General features: G+C 71.4%; 14 protein-coding genes. 7 read left to right on the forward strand and 7 right to left on the reverse strand.

The genetic code is table 11. The features are described 5' to 3' along the window. Positions 1-97 precede the first annotated feature (97 nt). The 3 genes from EES41_RS15410 to pth all read left to right on the forward strand — a co-directional run bounded on the left by EES41_RS15410 (position 98) and on the right by pth (position 2,538). Positions 98-1,075: a ribose-phosphate diphosphokinase gene (locus EES41_RS15410; protein WP_008741864.1), complete on the forward strand. Its 978-nt coding sequence runs from the start codon at positions 98-100 to the stop codon at positions 1,073-1,075. 198 nt (positions 1,076-1,273) lie between these two features. Beyond that, positions 1,274-1,855, forward strand: a complete 582-nt coding sequence (locus tag EES41_RS15415) for a 50S ribosomal protein L25/general stress protein Ctc (RefSeq protein WP_123078870.1) — start codon at positions 1,274-1,276, stop codon at positions 1,853-1,855. Positions 1,856-1,947: 92 nt separating this feature from the next. Then, positions 1,948-2,538 (forward strand): aminoacyl-tRNA hydrolase, encoded by a 591-nt coding sequence (pth, locus tag EES41_RS15420; protein WP_008741862.1) that lies wholly within the window; start codon positions 1,948-1,950, stop codon positions 2,536-2,538. Between the two features lie 69 nt (positions 2,539-2,607). Here pth and ppc read toward each other — a convergent pair whose 3' ends face one another. Continuing rightward, a complete protein-coding gene (gene ppc / locus EES41_RS15425) occupies positions 2,608-5,301 on the reverse strand; it encodes a phosphoenolpyruvate carboxylase (RefSeq protein WP_123082479.1) in 2,694 nt (897 codons plus the stop codon). Between the two features lie 398 nt (positions 5,302-5,699). Here ppc and EES41_RS15430 point away from each other — a divergent pair, with 398 nt between their 5' ends. The 3 genes from EES41_RS15430 (at position 5,700) to EES41_RS15440 (ending at position 9,377) form a co-directional block, all read left to right on the forward strand. Further along, positions 5,700-6,683: a fatty acid desaturase gene (locus tag EES41_RS15430; RefSeq protein ID WP_123078872.1), complete on the forward strand. Its 984-nt coding sequence runs from the start codon at positions 5,700-5,702 to the stop codon at positions 6,681-6,683. Then, positions 6,683-7,354, forward strand: a complete 672-nt coding sequence (locus tag EES41_RS15435) for a TetR/AcrR family transcriptional regulator (protein ID WP_123078874.1) — start codon at positions 6,683-6,685, stop codon at positions 7,352-7,354. The genes EES41_RS15430 and EES41_RS15435 overlap by 1 nt, the downstream gene beginning before the upstream one ends. A 253-nt stretch (positions 7,355-7,607) precedes the next feature. Continuing rightward, on the forward strand, positions 7,608-9,377 hold the full coding sequence (locus EES41_RS15440; RefSeq protein WP_123078876.1) for a VCBS repeat-containing protein: 1,770 nt from the start codon (positions 7,608-7,610) through the stop codon (positions 9,375-9,377). A gap of 101 nt (positions 9,378-9,478) precedes the next feature. Here the strand turns inward: EES41_RS15440 and EES41_RS15445 are convergent, their stop codons facing one another. After that, entirely contained in the window at positions 9,479-10,336 is an 858-nt protein-coding gene (locus EES41_RS15445; RefSeq protein WP_123078878.1) for a trans-aconitate 2-methyltransferase, read from the reverse strand. 160 nt (positions 10,337-10,496) lie between these two features. On the opposite strand from EES41_RS15445, the gene EES41_RS15450 reads away from it, so the two are divergent. Further along, the gene (locus EES41_RS15450) at positions 10,497-10,994 is read left to right on the forward strand and encodes a MarR family winged helix-turn-helix transcriptional regulator (RefSeq protein ID WP_073778511.1); all 498 of its coding nucleotides are present in this window, start codon (positions 10,497-10,499) and stop codon (positions 10,992-10,994) included. Here EES41_RS15450 and EES41_RS15455 read toward each other — a convergent pair. The 5 genes from EES41_RS15455 to EES41_RS15480 form a co-directional block, all read right to left on the reverse strand. Beyond that, on the reverse strand, positions 10,953-11,714 hold the full coding sequence (locus EES41_RS15455; protein ID WP_123078880.1) for a response regulator transcription factor: 762 nt from the start codon (positions 11,712-11,714) through the stop codon (positions 10,953-10,955). The genes EES41_RS15450 and EES41_RS15455 overlap by 42 nt on opposite strands. Positions 11,715-12,177: 463 nt before the next feature. Then, positions 12,178-13,155 (reverse strand): UDP-glucose 4-epimerase GalE, encoded by a 978-nt coding sequence (gene galE / locus EES41_RS15460; protein WP_123078882.1) that lies wholly within the window; start codon positions 13,153-13,155, stop codon positions 12,178-12,180. An 86-nt stretch (positions 13,156-13,241) separates the two neighbouring features. Beyond that, positions 13,242-13,922 carry a LuxR C-terminal-related transcriptional regulator gene (locus EES41_RS15465; protein ID WP_123078884.1) on the reverse strand — a complete coding sequence of 227 codons (681 nt, stop codon included), beginning with the start codon at positions 13,920-13,922 and terminating at the stop codon, positions 13,242-13,244. Positions 13,923-14,050: 128 nt separating this feature from the next. Next, positions 14,051-15,808 (reverse strand): PQQ-binding-like beta-propeller repeat protein, encoded by a 1,758-nt coding sequence (locus EES41_RS15470; RefSeq protein ID WP_164495842.1) that lies wholly within the window; start codon positions 15,806-15,808, stop codon positions 14,051-14,053. A 40-nt stretch (positions 15,809-15,848) separates the two neighbouring features. Beyond that, positions 15,849-17,528 carry a PQQ-binding-like beta-propeller repeat protein gene (locus tag EES41_RS15480; RefSeq protein ID WP_164495843.1) on the reverse strand — a complete coding sequence of 560 codons (1,680 nt, stop codon included), beginning with the start codon at positions 17,526-17,528 and terminating at the stop codon, positions 15,849-15,851. Positions 17,529-17,591: the final 63 nt, after the last annotated feature.

Below are 17,591 nucleotides of genomic sequence, written 5' to 3' on the forward strand. Positions count from 1 at the left end.
TACCGTGATAGCTGAACGCAATTCGGCTGGCTCACCGTGTGCGGGACGGACGCACACGGGGGCGAGCAGCTTTCCACACGTCTGAGGAGACAGTGCTGTGACCGGGATCAAGACGACCGGCGAGAAGAAGCTGATGCTCTTCTCCGGCCGCGCCCACCCCGAGCTGGCCGAGGAGGTCGCACACCAGCTGGGAGTCGGCCTCGTGCCGACGAAGGCCTTCGACTTCGCGAACGGTGAGATCTACGTCCGCTTCCAGGAGTCGGCTCGCGGCGCGGACTGCTTCCTGATCCAGAGCCACACGGCTCCGATCAACAAGTGGATCATGGAGCAGCTGATCATGATCGACGCGCTGAAGCGCGCGTCGGCACGCTCCATCACCGTGATCATCCCCTCCTACGGGTACGCCCGTCAGGACAAGAAGCACAAGGGCCGCGAGCCGATCTCGGCGCGCCTGGTGGCGGACCTGCTGAAGACCGCGGGCGCGGACCGCATCCTGACGGTCGACCTGCACACGGACCAGATCCAGGGCTTCTTCGACGGCCCGGTCGACCACCTCTCGGCCCTGCCGGTCCTCGCGGACTACGTGGGCGCCAAGGTGGACCGCACCAAGCTGACGATCGTCTCCCCGGACGCCGGCCGCGTGCGCGTGGCCGACCGCTGGTGCGACCGTCTGGACGCGCCGCTGGCGATCGTGCACAAGCGCCGCGACAAGGACGTCGCCAACCAGGTGACCGTCCACGAGGTCGTCGGTGAGGTCAAGGGCCGCGTCTGCGTCCTGGTCGACGACATGATCGACACCGGTGGCACCATCTGCGCCGCGGCCGACGCGCTGTTCGCGCACGGCGCCGAGGACGTCATCGTGACGGCCACGCACGGCATCCTGTCCGGCCCGGCGGCCGACCGCCTGAAGAACTCCAAGGTCAGCGAGTTCATCTTCACGAACACCCTGCCGGACCCGTCGGACCTGGAGCTCGACAAGATCACGGTCCTGTCGATCGCCCCGATGGTGGCGCGCGCGGTCCGTGAGGTCTTCGAGGACGGCTCGGTCACCAGCCTGTTCGAAGAGCAGCAGTAACAGCGGGCACGGGTAACAAGGACCACAGAAGATCCTTTTGAGGTACGGCCTCCCGGCCGGGTAGACTCTGCGAGTTGCTCGGCGAGGGAGGCCGTACCTGTTTCCGGTACGGACGCTCCGTTATCGACGCGCTCTTCGTAGCAGGCCGTTCCGGCCGGGTGACTGTCGTCCATTTCCGTCACCCCACGAGGAGTGAGCATGTCCGAGGTCAAGCTTTCCGCCCAGATCCGTGACACCTTCGGCAAGGGCTCCGCCCGTCAGGCCCGTCGCGACGCCCTGACCCCCGCCGTCATCTACGGCCACGGCACCGACCCGAAGCACGTCAACGTCGACGCCCACGCCCTTCAGCTGGCGCTGCGCACCCCGAACGTCCTGATCTCCCTGGACCTCGGCGACGCCGGCACCGAGCTGGTCATCCCGAAGGCCGTGCAGAAGCACCCGCTGAAGCGCTCGATCTCTCACGTCGACTTCCTGATCGTCAAGAAGGGCGAGAAGGTCACCGTCGACGTCGCGATCGTCACCGAGGGCGAGCTGGCCGCCGGCGGCAACATGCTGGAGACCCTCCAGAACACCATCTCCGTCGAGGCCGAGGCCACGCACATCCCGACCGAGGTCACCGTCTCCATCGCGGGCCTCGAGGCCGGCGCGACCATCCACGCCTCGGACCTGGTCCTCCCGAAGGGCACCACCCTGGCCGTCGACGGCGACATCGCCGTCCTCCAGGTCGTGGCCCCGCAGGCCGAGGAGCCGGCCGCCGAGGCCGAGGGCACCGAGGCCTGAGCCTCACCCCTCCACCCCCTCAGCAGTTGCTGACCGACCGCCGTCCGGCTCCACTGGAGCGGGACGGCGGTCGTCCTCGTTAAGGAGCACGGATGTCGGACGACACGGCGCCCTGGCTGATCGTCGGCCTCGGCAATCCCGGAGCGGAGTACGCGGGCAACCGCCACAACATCGGGTTCATGGTGGCGGACCTGCTGGCGGACCGGATGCGCGGGAAGTTCAAGGCGCACAAGGCACGGGCGCAGGTGGTCGAGGGCCGGATGGGCCCTCCGGGTCCGGCGAACCGCCGGGTGGTGCTGGCCAAGCCCATGTCGTTCATGAACCTGTCGGGCGGGCCGGTGACGGCGCTGCGCGACTTCTACAAGGTGCCGCTGGAGCGGATCGTCGCGATCCACGACGAGCTCGACATCGACTACCCGACGCTGCGGCTGAAGCTGGGCGGCGGGGACAACGGGCACAACGGCCTGAAGTCGATGACGAAGTCGATGGGCCCGGACTACCACCGGGTGCGGTGCGGCATCGGCCGCCCGCCCGGCCGCATGCAGGTCGCGGACTTCGTGCTGAAGGACTTCTCGTCCACGGAGCGCAAGGAACTGGACTGGTTCGTGGACCGAGCCGCCGACGCCGTGGAGTGCCTGATCGCGGAGGGCCTGGAGCGCGCCCAGTCCTCCTACAACTCCTGACGGCCGCCTCGCGCGAGGAAGCCCCCGCCGGTCCGGCGGGGGCTTCTTCGCGTGGGCGCCGGGCGCCGGTCAGCCGGTGTTGCGCAGGCCGGCGGCGACTCCGTTGACGGTGAGCAGGAGCGCCCGGGCGAGCAGCGGGTCGGCCTCCTCGCCGCGTTCGGCGGCGGCGCGCTGGCGGGCCAGCAGGGAGACCTGGAGGTAGGAGATGGGGTCGAGGTAGGCGTCGCGGACGGCGAAGGTCTGCTGGAGGACCGGGTTGGAGTCGAGCAGCTCCCGGCCGCCGGTGATGCGCAGGACCTCGCGGACGGTGAGCTCGTGTTCGGCCTGGATGCGGTCGAAGACGTGCTTGAGCTCGTCGGGGACGAGGGTGTCCACGTAGTGGCGGGCGATGCGCAGGTCGGTCTTGGCGAGGGTCATCTCGACGTTGGAGAGGAAGTTGCGGAAGAAGTGCCACCGCTCTCCCATCTCGGTGAGGGCGTGCTCGCCGCCCGCCTCGCGCAGGGCCTTGAGGCCGGAGCCGACGCCGTACCAGCCGGGGACGATCTGGCGGGACTGGGTCCAGCCGAACACCCACGGGATGGCGCGGAGGCCGTCGAGGCCGGCGCCGGAGTCGGGCCGGCGGGAGGGCCGGGAGCCGAGGTGCAGGTCGGCGAGCTGGTCGACGGGGGTGGCGGCGAAGAAGTACGCGGGCAGGTCCGGGTCCTCGACGAGCGCGCGGTAGGCCCCGTGGGCCGCGTCGGAGACGGTGTCCATGGCCGCGTCCCAGCGGGCGAGGTCGTCGTCGGACTGGCGCGGCGCGGTGTGCAGGGCGGAGGCCTGCAAGGTGGCGGCGACGGTCAGTTCGAGGTTCTCGCGGGCGAGGGAGGGGACGAGGTACTTGTCGGAGATGACCTCGCCCTGTTCGGTGACCTTGATCTCGCCTTCGAGGGTGCCCCAGGGCTGGGCGAGGATCGCGTCGTGCGAGGGGCCGCCGCCACGGCCGACGGTGCCGCCGCGGCCGTGGAAGAGGCGCAGCCGCACGCCGTAGCGGTGGGCGACGTCGCGGAGCCGGCGCTGGGCGCGGTGGATCTCCCACTGGCTGGTGGTGATGCCGCCGAACTTGGAGGAGTCGGAGTAGCCGAGCATGACCTCCTGGACGTCGCCGCGCAGGGAGACCAGGCGCCGGTAGGAGGGGTCGGCGAGCATCTCGTCGAGGATGACGTCGGCGGCGCGCAGCTCGTCGGTGGTCTCCAGGAGCGGGACGATGCCGATCTTGGCCCAGCCGGCGTGGAGGTCGAGGAGACCGGCCTCGCGGGCGAGGACGGCGGCGGCGAAGACGTCGTCGGCGCCCTGGCACATCGAGATGATGTAGGACTCGATGACCTCGGGGCCGAACTTCTCGAAGGCGTCCTTGATGGCGAAGAAGACGCCGAGGGTCTTCTGGCCGGCCGGGTCGAGGGGCGCGGGGGTGGGGGCCAGCGGGCGGCGGGAGCGCAGTTCCTTGGCGAGGAGCTTGCCGCGGTAGTCGCGCGGCATGTCCGCGTAGCGCCAGGACTCCTCGCCGAGCCGGTCGAAGAGCTGGCCGAGGGCGTGGTGGTGGGCGTCGGCGTGTTCGCGCACGTCCATGGTGGCGAGCTGGAGGCCGAAGGCGGCCAGCGTGCGGATGGTGCGGTCCATGCGGCCGTCGGCGAAGAGGGCGCCGCGGTGTTCGCGCAGGGAGGTCTGGATGAGGGTGAGGTCGGTGAGGAGCTCGGCGGTGCCGAGGTAGTCGCGGCCTTCCTCGTGCGGGGTGCCCTTGGCGAGGCGTTCGCGGGTGTTGACGAGCTTCTGGCGGACGCAGGTCGCCTTGAGGCGGTACGGCTCCTCGGCGTTCAGCCGCTTGTAGCGCGGGCTGATCTCGGGGAGGCGCTCCAGGTCGGCCTGGAGGGAGGCGAGGAGTTCCTCGGTGGCGCCGGTGTAGCGGATCGAGTTCGACAGCAGCCCGCGCAGGAAGTCGACGAGTTCGAGGGCGTCGGTGATGCCGTGCTCGTGCTGGAGGATCAGCACGTCGCGGGTGACGTCGGGGGTGACGTTGGGGTTGCCGTCCCGGTCGCCGCCGATCCAGGTGCCGAAGGTGAGGGGCCGGGTGCCGGGGGGCAGCTCGACGCCGACGCGCTGGAGCTCGGCGGCGAGGTCCTCCAGTACGTCCCCGACGGCGCCGGCGTGCAGCTCGTCGAGGTAGTAGATGGCGTTGCGGGCCTCGTCGGCGGGTTCGGGGCGCACGACGCGGAGCTCGTCGGTCTGCCAGACGAGGTCGATGTTCTCGGCGAGGCGCAGGTCGTGGCGGCGGCGTTCGCCGGCGCCGGCGACGGGCTCCTCCAGCAGGGCCGCGATGCGGCGCAGCTTGTTGAGGACGCTGCGGCGGGCCGCCTCGGTGGGGTGCGCGGTGAAGACGGGGCGGACGTTGAGGTTCTTGACCGTCTCGCGCAGGTGCTCGGGGTCGGCGTCCTTGAGCATGTCGGCGGTGCGGGCGAGGAGCCCGCCCTCGGCGGCGCGGTGGGCGCGCAGCTCCTTGCCGCGGTGCACCTGCTCGGTGACGTTGGCGAGGTGGAAGTAGGTGGAGAAGGCGCGCACCAGCTTGGCGGCGGTCTCCAGGTCGGTGTCGCCGAGCAGCTCGGCTGCCGCGATGCCGTCGGTGCGGGTGAGGGCTCGGACGCGTTCGACGAGGTCGAGGAGGTCCTGACCCTCCTGGCGTACGAGGGTCTCGCCGAGGAGGTCGCCGAGGCGGCGGATGTCCGCGCGCAGCTCGGCGTTCGCGGCTTCGGCGCCGGATGCCGTGGCGGAGGTGGAGGGGGCCTGGTCAGCACTGCTCACAGGTGCGGCTCCTTGCAGTGTTTCGAGCGCTACTGGGAGGTGGGTCCCGGGGTGCGCGCGGCGGTACCTGGGAGTACCTCCACCCTGATGCGCAGCTCGGGCTGCCCGTGCGGACCGCGCTGTCCGACGAGAACAGGATAGGCGGACCGTCCCGGTGCCCCCGCAATCGCGACCGCTTGCCGGGGCGTCGTCTCGAAGGGTGGTCATCGTCGGCCGCGCTCCTCTTGCCGGTGGGCCCGCTTTTGCCATACTTACGATGCCGTAGGTTACGGACCCGTAGGTCCGCGATCAGGGCACCCGCCGACTCCTCACCCCCCAGGGGATGCCCCATGACCATCAGCCCGGACTTGATTGAGGACGCAGCGGCGCCCTCCGATGCGACCGGGGCGCCATCGGCGACCCTCGGCGGCGAGAAGAAGCGTTCCATCGAGCAGATCGCCCTGCTGCTGTTCATCACCGTCCCCTTCGTGGCGCTGCTGGCGGCGATCCCGCTGGCCTGGGGCTGGGGGGTGAGCTGGCTGGACGTCGGTCTGATGACGTTCATGTACTTCCTGGCCTGCCACGGGATCACGATCGGCTTCCACCGTTACTTCACCCACGGTTCCTTCAAGGCGAAGCGGCCGCTGCGGATCGCGCTGGCGGTCATGGGGTCGCTGGCGGTGGAGGGGCCGGTGGTGCGCTGGGTGGCCGACCACCGCAAGCACCACAAGTACTCGGACCACGAGGGCGACCCGCATTCGCCGTGGCGGTTCGGCGAGACGGTGCCGGCCCTGATGAAGGGCCTGTGGTGGGCGCACATCGGCTGGCTGTTCGACGAGGAGCAGACCGACCAGCAGAAGTACGCGCCCGATCTGATCAAGGACCCGGCGCTGCGGCGGATCTCACGGGACTTCGTCTACTGGACGGTGTTCTCGCTGGCGATCCCGCCGCTGGTGGGCGGTCTGGTGACGATGTCCTGGTGGGGGGCGTTCACGGCGTTCTTCTGGGGCTCGCTGGTGCGGGTGGCGCTGCTGCACCACGTGACGTGGTCGATCAATTCGATCTGTCACGCGGTGGGCAAGCGGCCGTTCAAGTCGCGCGACCGCAGCGGCAACGTGTGGTGGCTGGCGGTGCTGTCGTGCGGGGAGTCCTGGCACAACCTGCACCACGCGGATCCGACGTCGGCGCGGCACGGCGTGCTGCGCGGCCAGGTGGACTCCAGCGCGCGGCTGATCCGCTGGTTCGAACAGCTGGGGTGGGCGTCGGACGTGCGGTGGCCTTCGGAGTCCCGCATCGACGCCCGGCGCAAGGAAAAGACATCGAACGCGGCATGATGGGGGACGTGGCGATCGACGGCAGCAGTTCCAGCAGTGACAAGCCCCGGCGCGGCCGCCGGGTCCGGATGACGGGTGCCGAGCGGCGCCAGCAGCTGTTGGACATCGGCCGGGCCCTGTTCGCCGAGAAGGGCTTCGAGGGCACTTCGGTGGAGGAGATCGCGGCGAAGGCCGGGGTGTCCAAGCCGGTGGTGTACGAGCACTTCGGCGGCAAGGAGGGCCTGTACGCGGTCGTCGTGGACCGGGAGATGCGCCAGCTGCTCGACGGGGTGACGGGCGCGCTGACGGCGGGCCATCCGCGGGAGCTGCTGGAGCAGGCGGCTTTCGCGCTGCTGGATTACATCGAGAACTACACGGACGGATTCCGGATCCTGGTCCGGGACTCGCCGGTGGCCCAGTCGACGGGCACGTTCGCCTCGCTGATCAGCGACATCGCCACGCAGGTCGAGGACATCCTCGGGATGGAGTTCAAGAACCGGGGCTTCGATCCGAAGCTCGCCCCGCTGTACGCGCAGGCGCTGGTCGGGATGGTGGCGCTGACGGGTCAGTGGTGGCTGGAAACGCGCCGCCCGAAGAAGGCGGAGGTGGCCGCGCACCTGGTGAATCTGGCCTGGCACGGGCTGGACGGCCTGGAGGCGAAGCCACAGCTGGTGGGCCGCCGCAAGAGCTGAGGACGTGGCCGAATCCACACGGTGCCCGGGTCTTCCGACCCGGGCACCGTCATGTCCGGAGGCAGATTCTGAACGTGATCAAAATCCCCCGGGAAATCACTACTGACTCTCCCGTCCCGGAGGTACTCTTCGGTTACTTCCCGGGGGGGTAATGCCAACCTCTGTGCAATGTGCTGCGCTTTAGCGCGCCCTGCACGAGTGCCTTCAACCCGGTTTCGCCTGCTTTTTTCAACAGGGAGACCTCTTGTCTTTCATGCGCCCCAAGCGCTCCGGCCGTCTCGCGGCCTCCACCGCCGTCGCCCTCGCGGCCGGCATGCTCCTGGCCGGCCCCGCCTCGGCTGACGGCGCGCCGAAGCCTCCGGCCGAGCGCCCGCTGCCGAAGGTCGACATGCGCGGCCACGGCGTCCTGCCGACGGCCGCGCCCAAGGCCGGCGCCCAGTCGAAGCAGAAGCTGCAGCGCGGCGCCGACGCTCCGGCCACGGCCACGGTCGGCAAGACCGTCGCGCCGCGGTTCGACGTGGACCAGGACGGTTCGGACGACCTGCTCTACCGCGACATCGGCGGCACCACCTTCCTGAAGAAGTCGAAGACGCCGACCACCTCCGACGAGGAGTTCTACGTCTCGAAGGCCGACTACGAGGACGATTTCAAGGACCTCCTCCCGGCCGGCGACCTCAACCACAACGGGTACCCGGAACTGCTGACGCTGTCGGTCAACGGCACGCTGTCCCTGACCGAGGCCGGGTCCACGGTCGGCACGACCGGCGTGACGTGGTCCAGCCGCGGCTGGAACGCGTACAACAAGCTGATCGCCGCGGGCGACATGACCGGCGACGGCAACCCCGACCTGCTGGCCCGCACCCACGGCGGCGCGCTGTACCTGTACCCGGGCACCGGCCGGGCCGGGTCCGACACCCCGTACGGCGACCGCGTCCAGGTCGGTTCCGGCTGGGGCAAGTTCGACCAGATCCTCGGCGGCGCCGACTACAACGCCGACGGCATCGCGGACGTGCTGGCCACCGCGCCGACCGGCGAGATGTTCCTGTACACGGGCACGGGGAACATCAACTCCCCCTTCGCCGACGGCGTGCAGAACGGCATGGGCTGGACGATCTACAACCAGCTCAGCCCGGTCGTCGACGCCGACGGCAGGACCTGGGTCCTGGCCCGCGAGCTGGGCGGCACCGCCTACCTGTACCCGAGCCTGGGCAACGGCCAGCTCGGCGACCGCCTCAAGTTCGGCACCAACTGGGAGTACACCGACCTCCTGGCCGGTCAGGGCGCGATGGCCGCCCACGGCAAGGGCGAGGTCTTCGGCCGCACCAGCGGCGGCTCCCTGTACGCCTACCTGGGCAAGCAGAACGGCAACTTCGCCGACCGCGACCTGATCGGCTCCGAGGGCGAGTACGTCTCGGACTTCGGCCTGACGCTCGCGTCCTCGCTGTCCAAGGCCGACCACGGCCACCTGCTACTGACCTACAACGGCGTCCTGTACGGCCCGAAGGGCGAGATCGGCGGCGGCTGGGGCATCTACAAGTCCCTCGTCGGCATCGGCGACCTGACCAACGACGGCTTCGGCGACCTCCTCGCCCTGGACAAGTCGAACGTCCTGTGGCTCTACCCGAGCCAGGGCAACGCCCAGAACTTCGCCGACCGCATCCGCGTCGGCGGCGGCTGGGGCAGCTACAACAAGCTCCTCGGCGCCGGTGACATCACCGGTGACGGCCGCGCGGACCTGGTGGCCCGCGACACCAACGGCGGCGCCCTGTGGGTCTACCCGGGCACCGGCTCCGCCGCCGCCCCGCTCGGCGACCGCGTGAAGATCGGCACCGGCGGCTTCAACAGCTTCAACAAGCTGGCCGCCGTCGGCGACATCACCGGTGACGGCCGCGGCGACCTGGTGGGCGTCGACTCCTCGGGTACCGCGTACCGCTACTCGCCGACCGGTCTGCAGGGCCTGAGCACGTTCTCGGGCCGCGGCACCATCGGTGGCGGCTGGAACACCTACGGCGAGCTCTTCTAAGCGCTCCCGCACGGCGCTCCCGCACAGCGCTCCCGCACTGCACGACGGCGCCCCGTCACCGGAATTCCGGTGGCGGGGCGCCGTCGTTCACCCCCGGCCGGTCAGACCTCCCTGCGGGCGACGGCGAAGATCCGGCGGAACGGGAACACGGTGCCGCGGGGGCCCTGCGGGTACGCCTCGCGCAGCAGGTCGCGGTATTCGCCGAGGAACTCGTCCACGGCCCCGCGGTCGTCCCCCAGCGCGGTGAGCACCGGCCGCAGCGCGGTTCCCTTGACCCAGTCGAGCACGGGGTCGGGCCCTGAGAGCAGCTGGTGGTACGTGGTCTCCCAGATGTCGGCGGCGCAGCCGAGCTCGGTGAACCGGGCCAGGTACTCGGCGGGTTCGAGGATGTGGATGTAGCGCGCGCCGTGGCCGGCGAGGCGGGACCGCCAGCGCGGGGCGTCGCAGAGTCCGGCGAGCAGCGCGTGGCTGGGCGCGGTGAAGTTGGCGGGGATCTGGAACGCGAAGGTCCCGCCGGGGCGCAGGCCGTTGATCCAGGGGGCGAAGGAGCCGGGGTGGCTGGGCACCCACTGGAGGGCGGCGTTGGAGACGATCAGGTCGTAGGGCTCCTCGGGGAGCCAGCCGCCGAGGTCCGCGCGGCGGAAGTCGAGGCTGCCGCCGCCGGCGGTGGGGCCCGCGTACTCCTCGGTGGCGCGGTGGAGCATCTCCTGGGAGAGGTCGTAGCCGGTGATGCGGGCCCCGGGCCAGCGGTCGGCGAGGAGCGCGGTGACGTTGCCGGGGCCGCAGCCGAGGTCGGCGATCCGCGGGGTGCCGGTGGGGAGCTCGGGTATCCGGGTCAGCAGGTCGAGGAAGGGGCGCGTGCGGTGCCCGGCGTGCCGGAGGTACTGCTGGGGGTCCCAGGTCGGTGCGGAGGGCGTGGCGGGCCGGGCAGTCCTGGCCGACGCGATATCGGAATGCATGTTCGAGCCTCCCTACTGGTGGGGCGATCGGAAGCGGAAGCGGTTCCGGCCCCTCCATGCCCCATGCTCGCCCACAATATATCTCGACGTCAAGATTCTTGAGATCGAGAAGATCGACATGAAGAGACTTCATATCGACAGACCCCTTACACTGATCGGCATGGAGGACGAGGTCGACCGACTGGTCGCGGCATGGCGGCGCGAGCGCCCTGACCTCGACGTGGAACCGCTTGAGGTGCTCAGTCGCGTCAGCAGGCTCGCGCGCCACCTCGACCGCGCCCGCAGACTGGCCTTCTCCGAGCACGGCCTGGAGCCCTGGGAGTTCGACGTCCTGACCTCGCTGCGGCGGGCCGGCGCGCCGTACCAGCTCTCCCCCGGCCAGCTGCTGACCCAGACGCTGGTCACCTCGGGCACCATGACGAACCGCATCGACAGGCTCGCCAAGAAGGGCCTCGTCGAGCGGCTGCCCGACCCCAACGACCGGCGCGGGGTCCTGGTCCGGCTCACCCCCGAGGGGCGTGACCGCGCGGACCAGTCCCTGGCCGGGCTGCTGGCCCAGGAGCGGGCGATCCTCGCCCAGCTCTCCCGGGGCCAGCGCGGTGACCTCGCCGGACTGCTACGCCAGTTGACCGCTCCGTTCGACAACATCCCCGGCTAGTTCCGCGGGCCGTACGCCGGCCCGCCGGGCCAGGGCCACCGCGGCCAGCGTCGAGTGCACGCCGAGCTTGCCCAGCACGTTCTGCATGTGGGTGCGGACCGTGTGCGGGGACAGGAACAGCCGGGCCGCCACGTCCTTGCGGCCCAGGCCCGCCACCATGCAGCGCAGCACCTCGTGCTCGCGCGGGGTGAGCGACTCCACCAGCCGCTCGCTGTCGGTGCGGTGCTTGCGCGCCGCCGTCAGCTCGCGCAGCACCCCGGTCAGCAGGGCGGGCGGCAGGTGCGTCTCCTCCCGCAGGACACCCCGGATCACGGCGAGCAGCCGCGACAGCGAGGAGTCCTTGGCGACCCAGCCGCAGGCCCCGGCCTGGAGCGCCAGGGCCGCCCGGCGGGGCTCGTCGCGCTCGGCGAGGACCACGGTGCGGACCCCGGGGTGGGAGACCCGTACCCCTGCGACCAGCGCGATCCCGTCCGAGCCCGGCGGTGACCCCGAACCCGGCTCCCGCTGGGCGGGCACGCCCCCGGCGGCGCCGAGGTCGGCGTCCACGAGGAGGACGTCGAAGCGGCGGCCCTCGGCCACCGCGCGTTCGAGGCAGCGCAGCGCGGCGGGGCCGCTGCCGGCCGCGGACACGTCCACGTCCGGCTCGGCCGCGAGCGCGGCTGCGAGCGATTCGGCGAAGATGCGGTGATCGTCGACGACGAGAACCCGGATACGAACCACAAAACCCCCAAGGGTCGGGGAACGGACGACGGCGGGTACGGCGCCCGGGACCGGGTGATCCGCAGGCGTCGCGGCCGCCGCCGAGACATCTCTGCACTACCCCGGACCGGACGTCGTACCCGACTTGTCTCGACCCCTGAATCAACACCGGCCCCCACCGGTGTCACGCATCAGCGTAGGGCCGGGCACGGGTCGCGGTTGGCCGAATAGCAGAAGTTTTCCGAGCGGTTTTCGGGAACGGGCGCTCCGAACACGCTTCATGGTGGCTTGAAATGGCCCGTCACGGGGGTGGGGATGGCGGTTTAGTGCCCGGCGCGTGCCCCGGGCAGTTGCACGGGGGGCGATTCACCCGGCGTACGCACGCCGGGCGCCCGCGCACAGCGCCCCCCGAGGGCGTGCGCCGAAAACCGGGCGCCCCCCGCACCCCACACCCCGTGGCGTGGGGCGGGTGGTGCGGAACGGCTCAGGAGGAAGCGTTCCTGCGCGCGAAGTTCCAGGCGTCGGTCACCATGCCGGTGAGGTCCGAGCGGGTCGGGGTCCAGCCGAGCCGCTCGCGCGCCGTGCGGGCGGAGGCCACCAGCACAGCCGGGTCGCCGGGGCGGCGCGGGGCGAGGGTCTCCGGGATCTCCCGCCCGGTGACCTCGCGGACGGTCTCGATGACCTCCCGGACCGAGAAGCCGCCGCCGTTGCCGAGGTTGCACACCAGGTGCTCCCCGGGCGTCGCGACCCGCAGGGCGGACAGGTGGGCCCGCGCCAGGTCGGCGACGTGGACGTAGTCGCGCACGCAGGTGCCGTCCGGGGTCGGGTAGTCCTCGCCGAACACCGAGACGGACTCCCGCTGCCCGAGGGCGACCTGGAGGACCAGCGGGATCAGGTGGGTCTCCGGGTCGTGCCGCTCGCCGAGCTCCCCGTACGCTCCGGCGACGTTGAAGTAGCGCAGCGACACCGCCGCGAGGCCGTGCGCCGCGCACTCCCCCGCGATCATGTGGTCGACGGCCAGCTTCGAGGCCCCGTACGGGTTGGTCGGCGCGGTCACGGAGGTCTCGGTCAGCGCGCCCTGCCCCGGCTCCCCGTAGGTGGCGGCCGTGGAGGAGAACACCAGCGTGCCCACCCCCGCCGCGCGCATCGCGGTCAGCAGGGCCAGCGTGCCGCCGACGTTGTTGTCCCAGTACTTGCCGGGGTTGGCGACGGACTCGCCGACCTGTGAGGAGGCCGCGAAGTGCAGCACCGCGTCGAAGGAGGGGTCCAGGTACCGCGCGGCGTCCTGGACGCGGCCGTTGATGAAGGACGCGCCCCGCGGCAGGCCCTCCTGGAAGCCCGTGGTCAGGTCGTCGAGGATGACGACCTCGTGCCCGGCCTCCAGGAGGTGGGCGGCGACGACGCCGCCCACGTATCCCGCGCCGCCGGTGACCAGGTACTTCGATGACGCCGTCTCGCTCACTCGCTCGCTGCCTCTCGCGGGGAACCGCACGCGGGAACGCGCGTGCTGATCACTGGCATACCCGATGCCGCCCCGCGGGGGAACCGTCAGCGCGTCGGGGTGGCCGAACCCGCCCGGTCCAGCAGGCCCGTCCGGGCCGCCAGCGCGGCCGCCTCCAGCCGCGATCCCACGCCCAGCTTCATCAGCACCCGCTGGACGTGCGTCCGGGCGGTGCTCGGTGCGATCGCCATCCCGGCGGCGATGAGCCGGGTGTCCTCGCCCTCCGCGACCCGGACCAGCACCTCCACCTCGCGCGGGGTGAGCAGCCTCAGCAGCCTGCTGCCCTCGTCATCGGGCTGGGCGGCGGGGTTCAGGAGCTCCGCGAAGGCCCCCTGGAGCAGTTGCGGGGCGATGGCGACCTCCCCCGCCCGGGCCTTGGCCAGCGCCCGCTCGACGCCCTCGATGCGCTCGTCGTGACGGACGTACCCCGAGGCGCCGGCGGCGAAGGCGGCCGCGATCCCGCGCGGGCTGGGGACCGGGCCCAGGACCACGACGGCGATCTGCGCGCGCTCCCGCTTGATCCGCACGACGGGTTCGAAGACCCCCGGGTCGGCGGGGGTCGCGGTGCCGAAGAGACAGACCTCCGGGGCGCGGCTGATGACCAGTTCGGCGGCGCCCGCGGCCGGGGCCGCCGCCGCGAGCACCCGGTGCCCGCGCAGCTTCAGGGCCGAGGCGAGCGCCTCGGCCAGCAGCCGGTGCTCGTCGACCACCATGACCCGTACGCCCATTGAGGCACCCCACCCCCCACCCGTCTGACCCGGCAAGCTACACGCTTGTTCGACGTCGCGCGGGGGATACCGCGCAGAAGCCCCCGGAAGGACTGATCTTCCGGGGGCTTCGGCTTGCTTCGGTGCGGTCAGCTCGCGGTGAACGAGACGAAGAGGTAGCGCGGGTCGCCGCCGGCGGAGGACGACTTGCGGGCGTACTTCGAGGCCAGGAACAGCTTGCCGTTGTGGTAGCGGAACTCCGCGTGGTCGACCAGGAAGGAGGTCTCGGCGCGCTGGCTGGTCTTCTCGGCCGGGTTCTCCATCAGGACGGTTTCCTTCATCGTCTTGCCGTCGATGCTGACGATCTGGCCGCCCTTGTCGTACGGGGGCACCTTGTAGACGATGACGTTCGACCCGTCCATGCGCAGCGGGTAGAGGGTGTACCGCTCACCGGCGTCCGCGCGGTCGGTGGTCTGCTTGCCGGTCTCCAGGTCGAAGGAGAGCAGCTCGTTGGTCTTGCCGTAGGCCGAGGTGCCCTGATGCTCGTAGGAGGGCAGGTAGACCTTGCCGTTGCCGACCACCATGCCGGTGCAGTGCTCGACGTCGTTGGCGGGGCAGTCGGGGCCGAAGTTTCCCGAGGCGAGGCCGATGCGCGCCTTCAGCTGGCCGGCGTCGTCGAGGACGAAGAGGTCGCTGACGTTGGTGGCGTTCTTGGCGGTGTTGCCGACGTTGGCCGCGATGACCATCGGCTTGGTGGAGATGATGCCGGCGTAGGGGATGCCCGCGGACAGCTTGTACGAGTACTTCGGCGCGCCCGTGGTCGCGTCGAGGAGCTGTGCGTACAGGGTGGGCTCGCTGGCGCTGCCGCAGGAGCGGATCACGCCGAGGGCGTCGCCGCCCGCGTAGCCGACGTCCTTGCAGCCCTGGCCGTCGACCTTCGGCGTCCACAGGGGCTTGCCGTCGGCGAGGTTCCAGGCGGCGCCGCCGCCGAGGCCGCCGGCCGCGACGGTCTGGCCGCTGATGGTCACCTCGCTGAAGGTGACGGGCTTGTCGCCGCCGGTGGGGGACTTGGCGGTGGCGGACCACAGCAGCTTGCCGGTGTTCAGGTCGATGACGCCGACCTGGGTGCACGCCGGGTACTTCTTCTCCGCCGACGGCATGGCCTCGTCGAAGAGGACGGCCGACTTGTCGTCGGTGATGTACTTCGTGGCGCCGCAGACGTGGGCGGGGAGCGCGGTCTCCCACTTCTTGCCGCCGTCGACCAGGTTGTAGCCGACGATCTTGCCCACGTCGGACTTGGCGTAGACGGAGTCGGTGAGCCAGGACCCGTCCACGGTGACCTGCTCCTCCGGCTCCGGGAGGGGAACGTTGACCAGCGTCTTGGACTTGGTGCTGGCGGGCACCTTCTCGGTGCCGCCGGGCGCGGCCGGCTCCTTGTCCTTGGGGTCGCCCTTGCCGCCCTGGCCGTCGGTGGCGGTGGTGCTCGTGGCGCCTTCGTCGCCGGAGACGTACCAGAGGCCGCCGCCGACGATGAGGACGATGGCGAGCAGGGCCGCGCCGACGATCATCAGCTGGGTGCGCTTGTCGCCACCGCCGCCGCCACCGCCGGGGCCGGCCGGGGCCAGGGGGGTGGCGACGGTCACGGGCATGCCGGGGGCGCCGGGGGCGCCGGGCGGGCTGAACTGCCCGGGGGCGCCGGGCTGCTGCGGGTAGCCGTAGCCCGCCTGCGGGTACCCGTACGCGGGCAGGCGGGGGTCGGCCGCCGGCGGGGCCGGCGGCTGCTGCGGGGGCGCGGGCGGTGCGGGCGGTACGGGGGGCACCGGCGCGCCGAATCCGCCGGGGGGCGGATCCTGCGGGGCGCCGAACCCGCCGGCGGGCGGCTGGCTGGGGGGCGGCGGGATACTCATCGGGTGCTACTGCCTCTCGTGGGCGACTCGGTGGACTCGTTCACTTGCCGAAGGCCATCAGGAGCTTCTCGTCCTTGCCGCGGGCGAGCAGCCGGGAGGCGGAGATGAAGAACCGGCCGTCCGCGTAGTCGGCCCTGGGGGCGTAGAAGGAGCTCTCGATCGGGGCGGCGGGTCCCGACGGGTGGCGCAGGAGCACGGTGGGCTCACCGCCGGCGGCCGGGATGGACAGGACCTCGCCGCCCTGCTCCTCCTCGGCCTCGCGGTAGGCGATCAGCTTGCCGTCGGCGGCCTTGAGCGGGAGGAGGGTGCGCTTGTCCCCGGCGGGGGTGCGCCACTTGACCTTGCCGGTGCCCAGGTCGAAGGCGACGATCTCGTTGGCCTTGCCGGCGTCGGCGGCGGTGGACAGGTAGAGGTTGCCGGAGTCGACGGCGGAGCCGCCGCAGCCCTGGAGGGTGTGGTCGCGCTTGCCGCAGTTGACCGGGAAGCTGCCTTCGCCGCTGACGGTGGTGCGGGGCTTCCCGTCGGGCCCGAGGACCACGATGGAGCGCTCCTTGCCGGCCTCGTCGCCGAGGTCGAGGACGACCGGGTCGACGGAGTAGACGCCGCTGACCTTGAAGCCCTTGGGGAGCCGGTAGGTCCAGGCCTTCTTGCCGGTGGCCGGGTCGGCGCCCTGGACCTCGACGGTGTGGTCCGCGTCCTGGCAGGTGGCGATGCCGATGACCTTGCCGTTGCCGGTGGCGTAGGCGCCGGGCTGGCAGCCGTCGCCGCCGTTGTCCCCGAAGAGCCGGTCACCGGTGCTGACCTTGTAGACACTGCCCCTGATGAGGCGGTTGACCACGACGAGGTCCCCGGACAGGCTCAGGTCGATGTCGCTGGCGATGTCGAAGGCGCCTTGCTTGTCGACCTCCTTCGTCCATCCCTCCTTGCCCGTCTTGAGGTCGATCATCTTCAGCTGGCTGCAGGAGGCGGTGTCCGAATCGTTTTCCCGGACGGCGATGACGGTCTTGCCGTCGGGGGTGGTCTGTCCCGACTCGGCGCAGATCTCCGTCTGGAAGTCGAGCTTCCACTTCTCCTTGCCGTCGGTCACGGAGTAGCCGACGAGCGACTTCCAGACGCTCTTGACGACGGCGTCGCCGACGACCCACTGACCCGCCGACTCGACGCCCGCGCCCGGCCCGTCGATCTTGGTGGTCTTGAACCAGAGGACCTTGTCCTCGCCCTGCTTGCGGCCCGCGTTCAGATCCTCCTGGTCACCGCTGCCGTTGCCGCTGCCGTCACCGGTGTCCACGGAGGCGGAAGCGGAGGGCGTCGGACCGGCGGGGGCGGAGCTCTGCGCGACGGGCGGCTTCGGGTCGTCGGAGCCGCCGCCCGCGAAGGCGAAGTACGAGCCGGCGCCGAGGACGAGGACGCCCGCGACGGCCGCGGCGATCAGTACGGTCATGTTCCGCCTGGGCCCCGGGCCGGGGGCGCCGGGCAGCGACGGGCCGGGCGGGAAGCCCTGCGCCGCCGGCGGGAAGCCGGGGGGCGCGGGCGGGAAGCCGGGCGGCGCCGGCGGGTACGCGTAGCCGGGCTGCTGCGGCTGCGCGGGCTGGGCGGCCGGCTGCTGGGCGTACGGGTTGGCGCCCGCCTGCGGTTGGCCTCCCCCGGCCGGCGGGCCGGGCAGGTGTCCGTAACCGGAAGGTGTCGGCGGCTGGTTCGGCGGCTGGGGCGGCTCGGTCATCAGCGCATACCTTCGGCGTCGGGCGGGTGGAGGAGGATCACCTTTCTATCACCCGTGGCCGAC

It is taken from the genome of Streptomyces sp. ADI95-16 (genome assembly GCF_003721495.1).
GTDB lineage: Bacteria > Actinomycetota > Actinomycetes > Streptomycetales > Streptomycetaceae > Streptomyces > Streptomyces goshikiensis.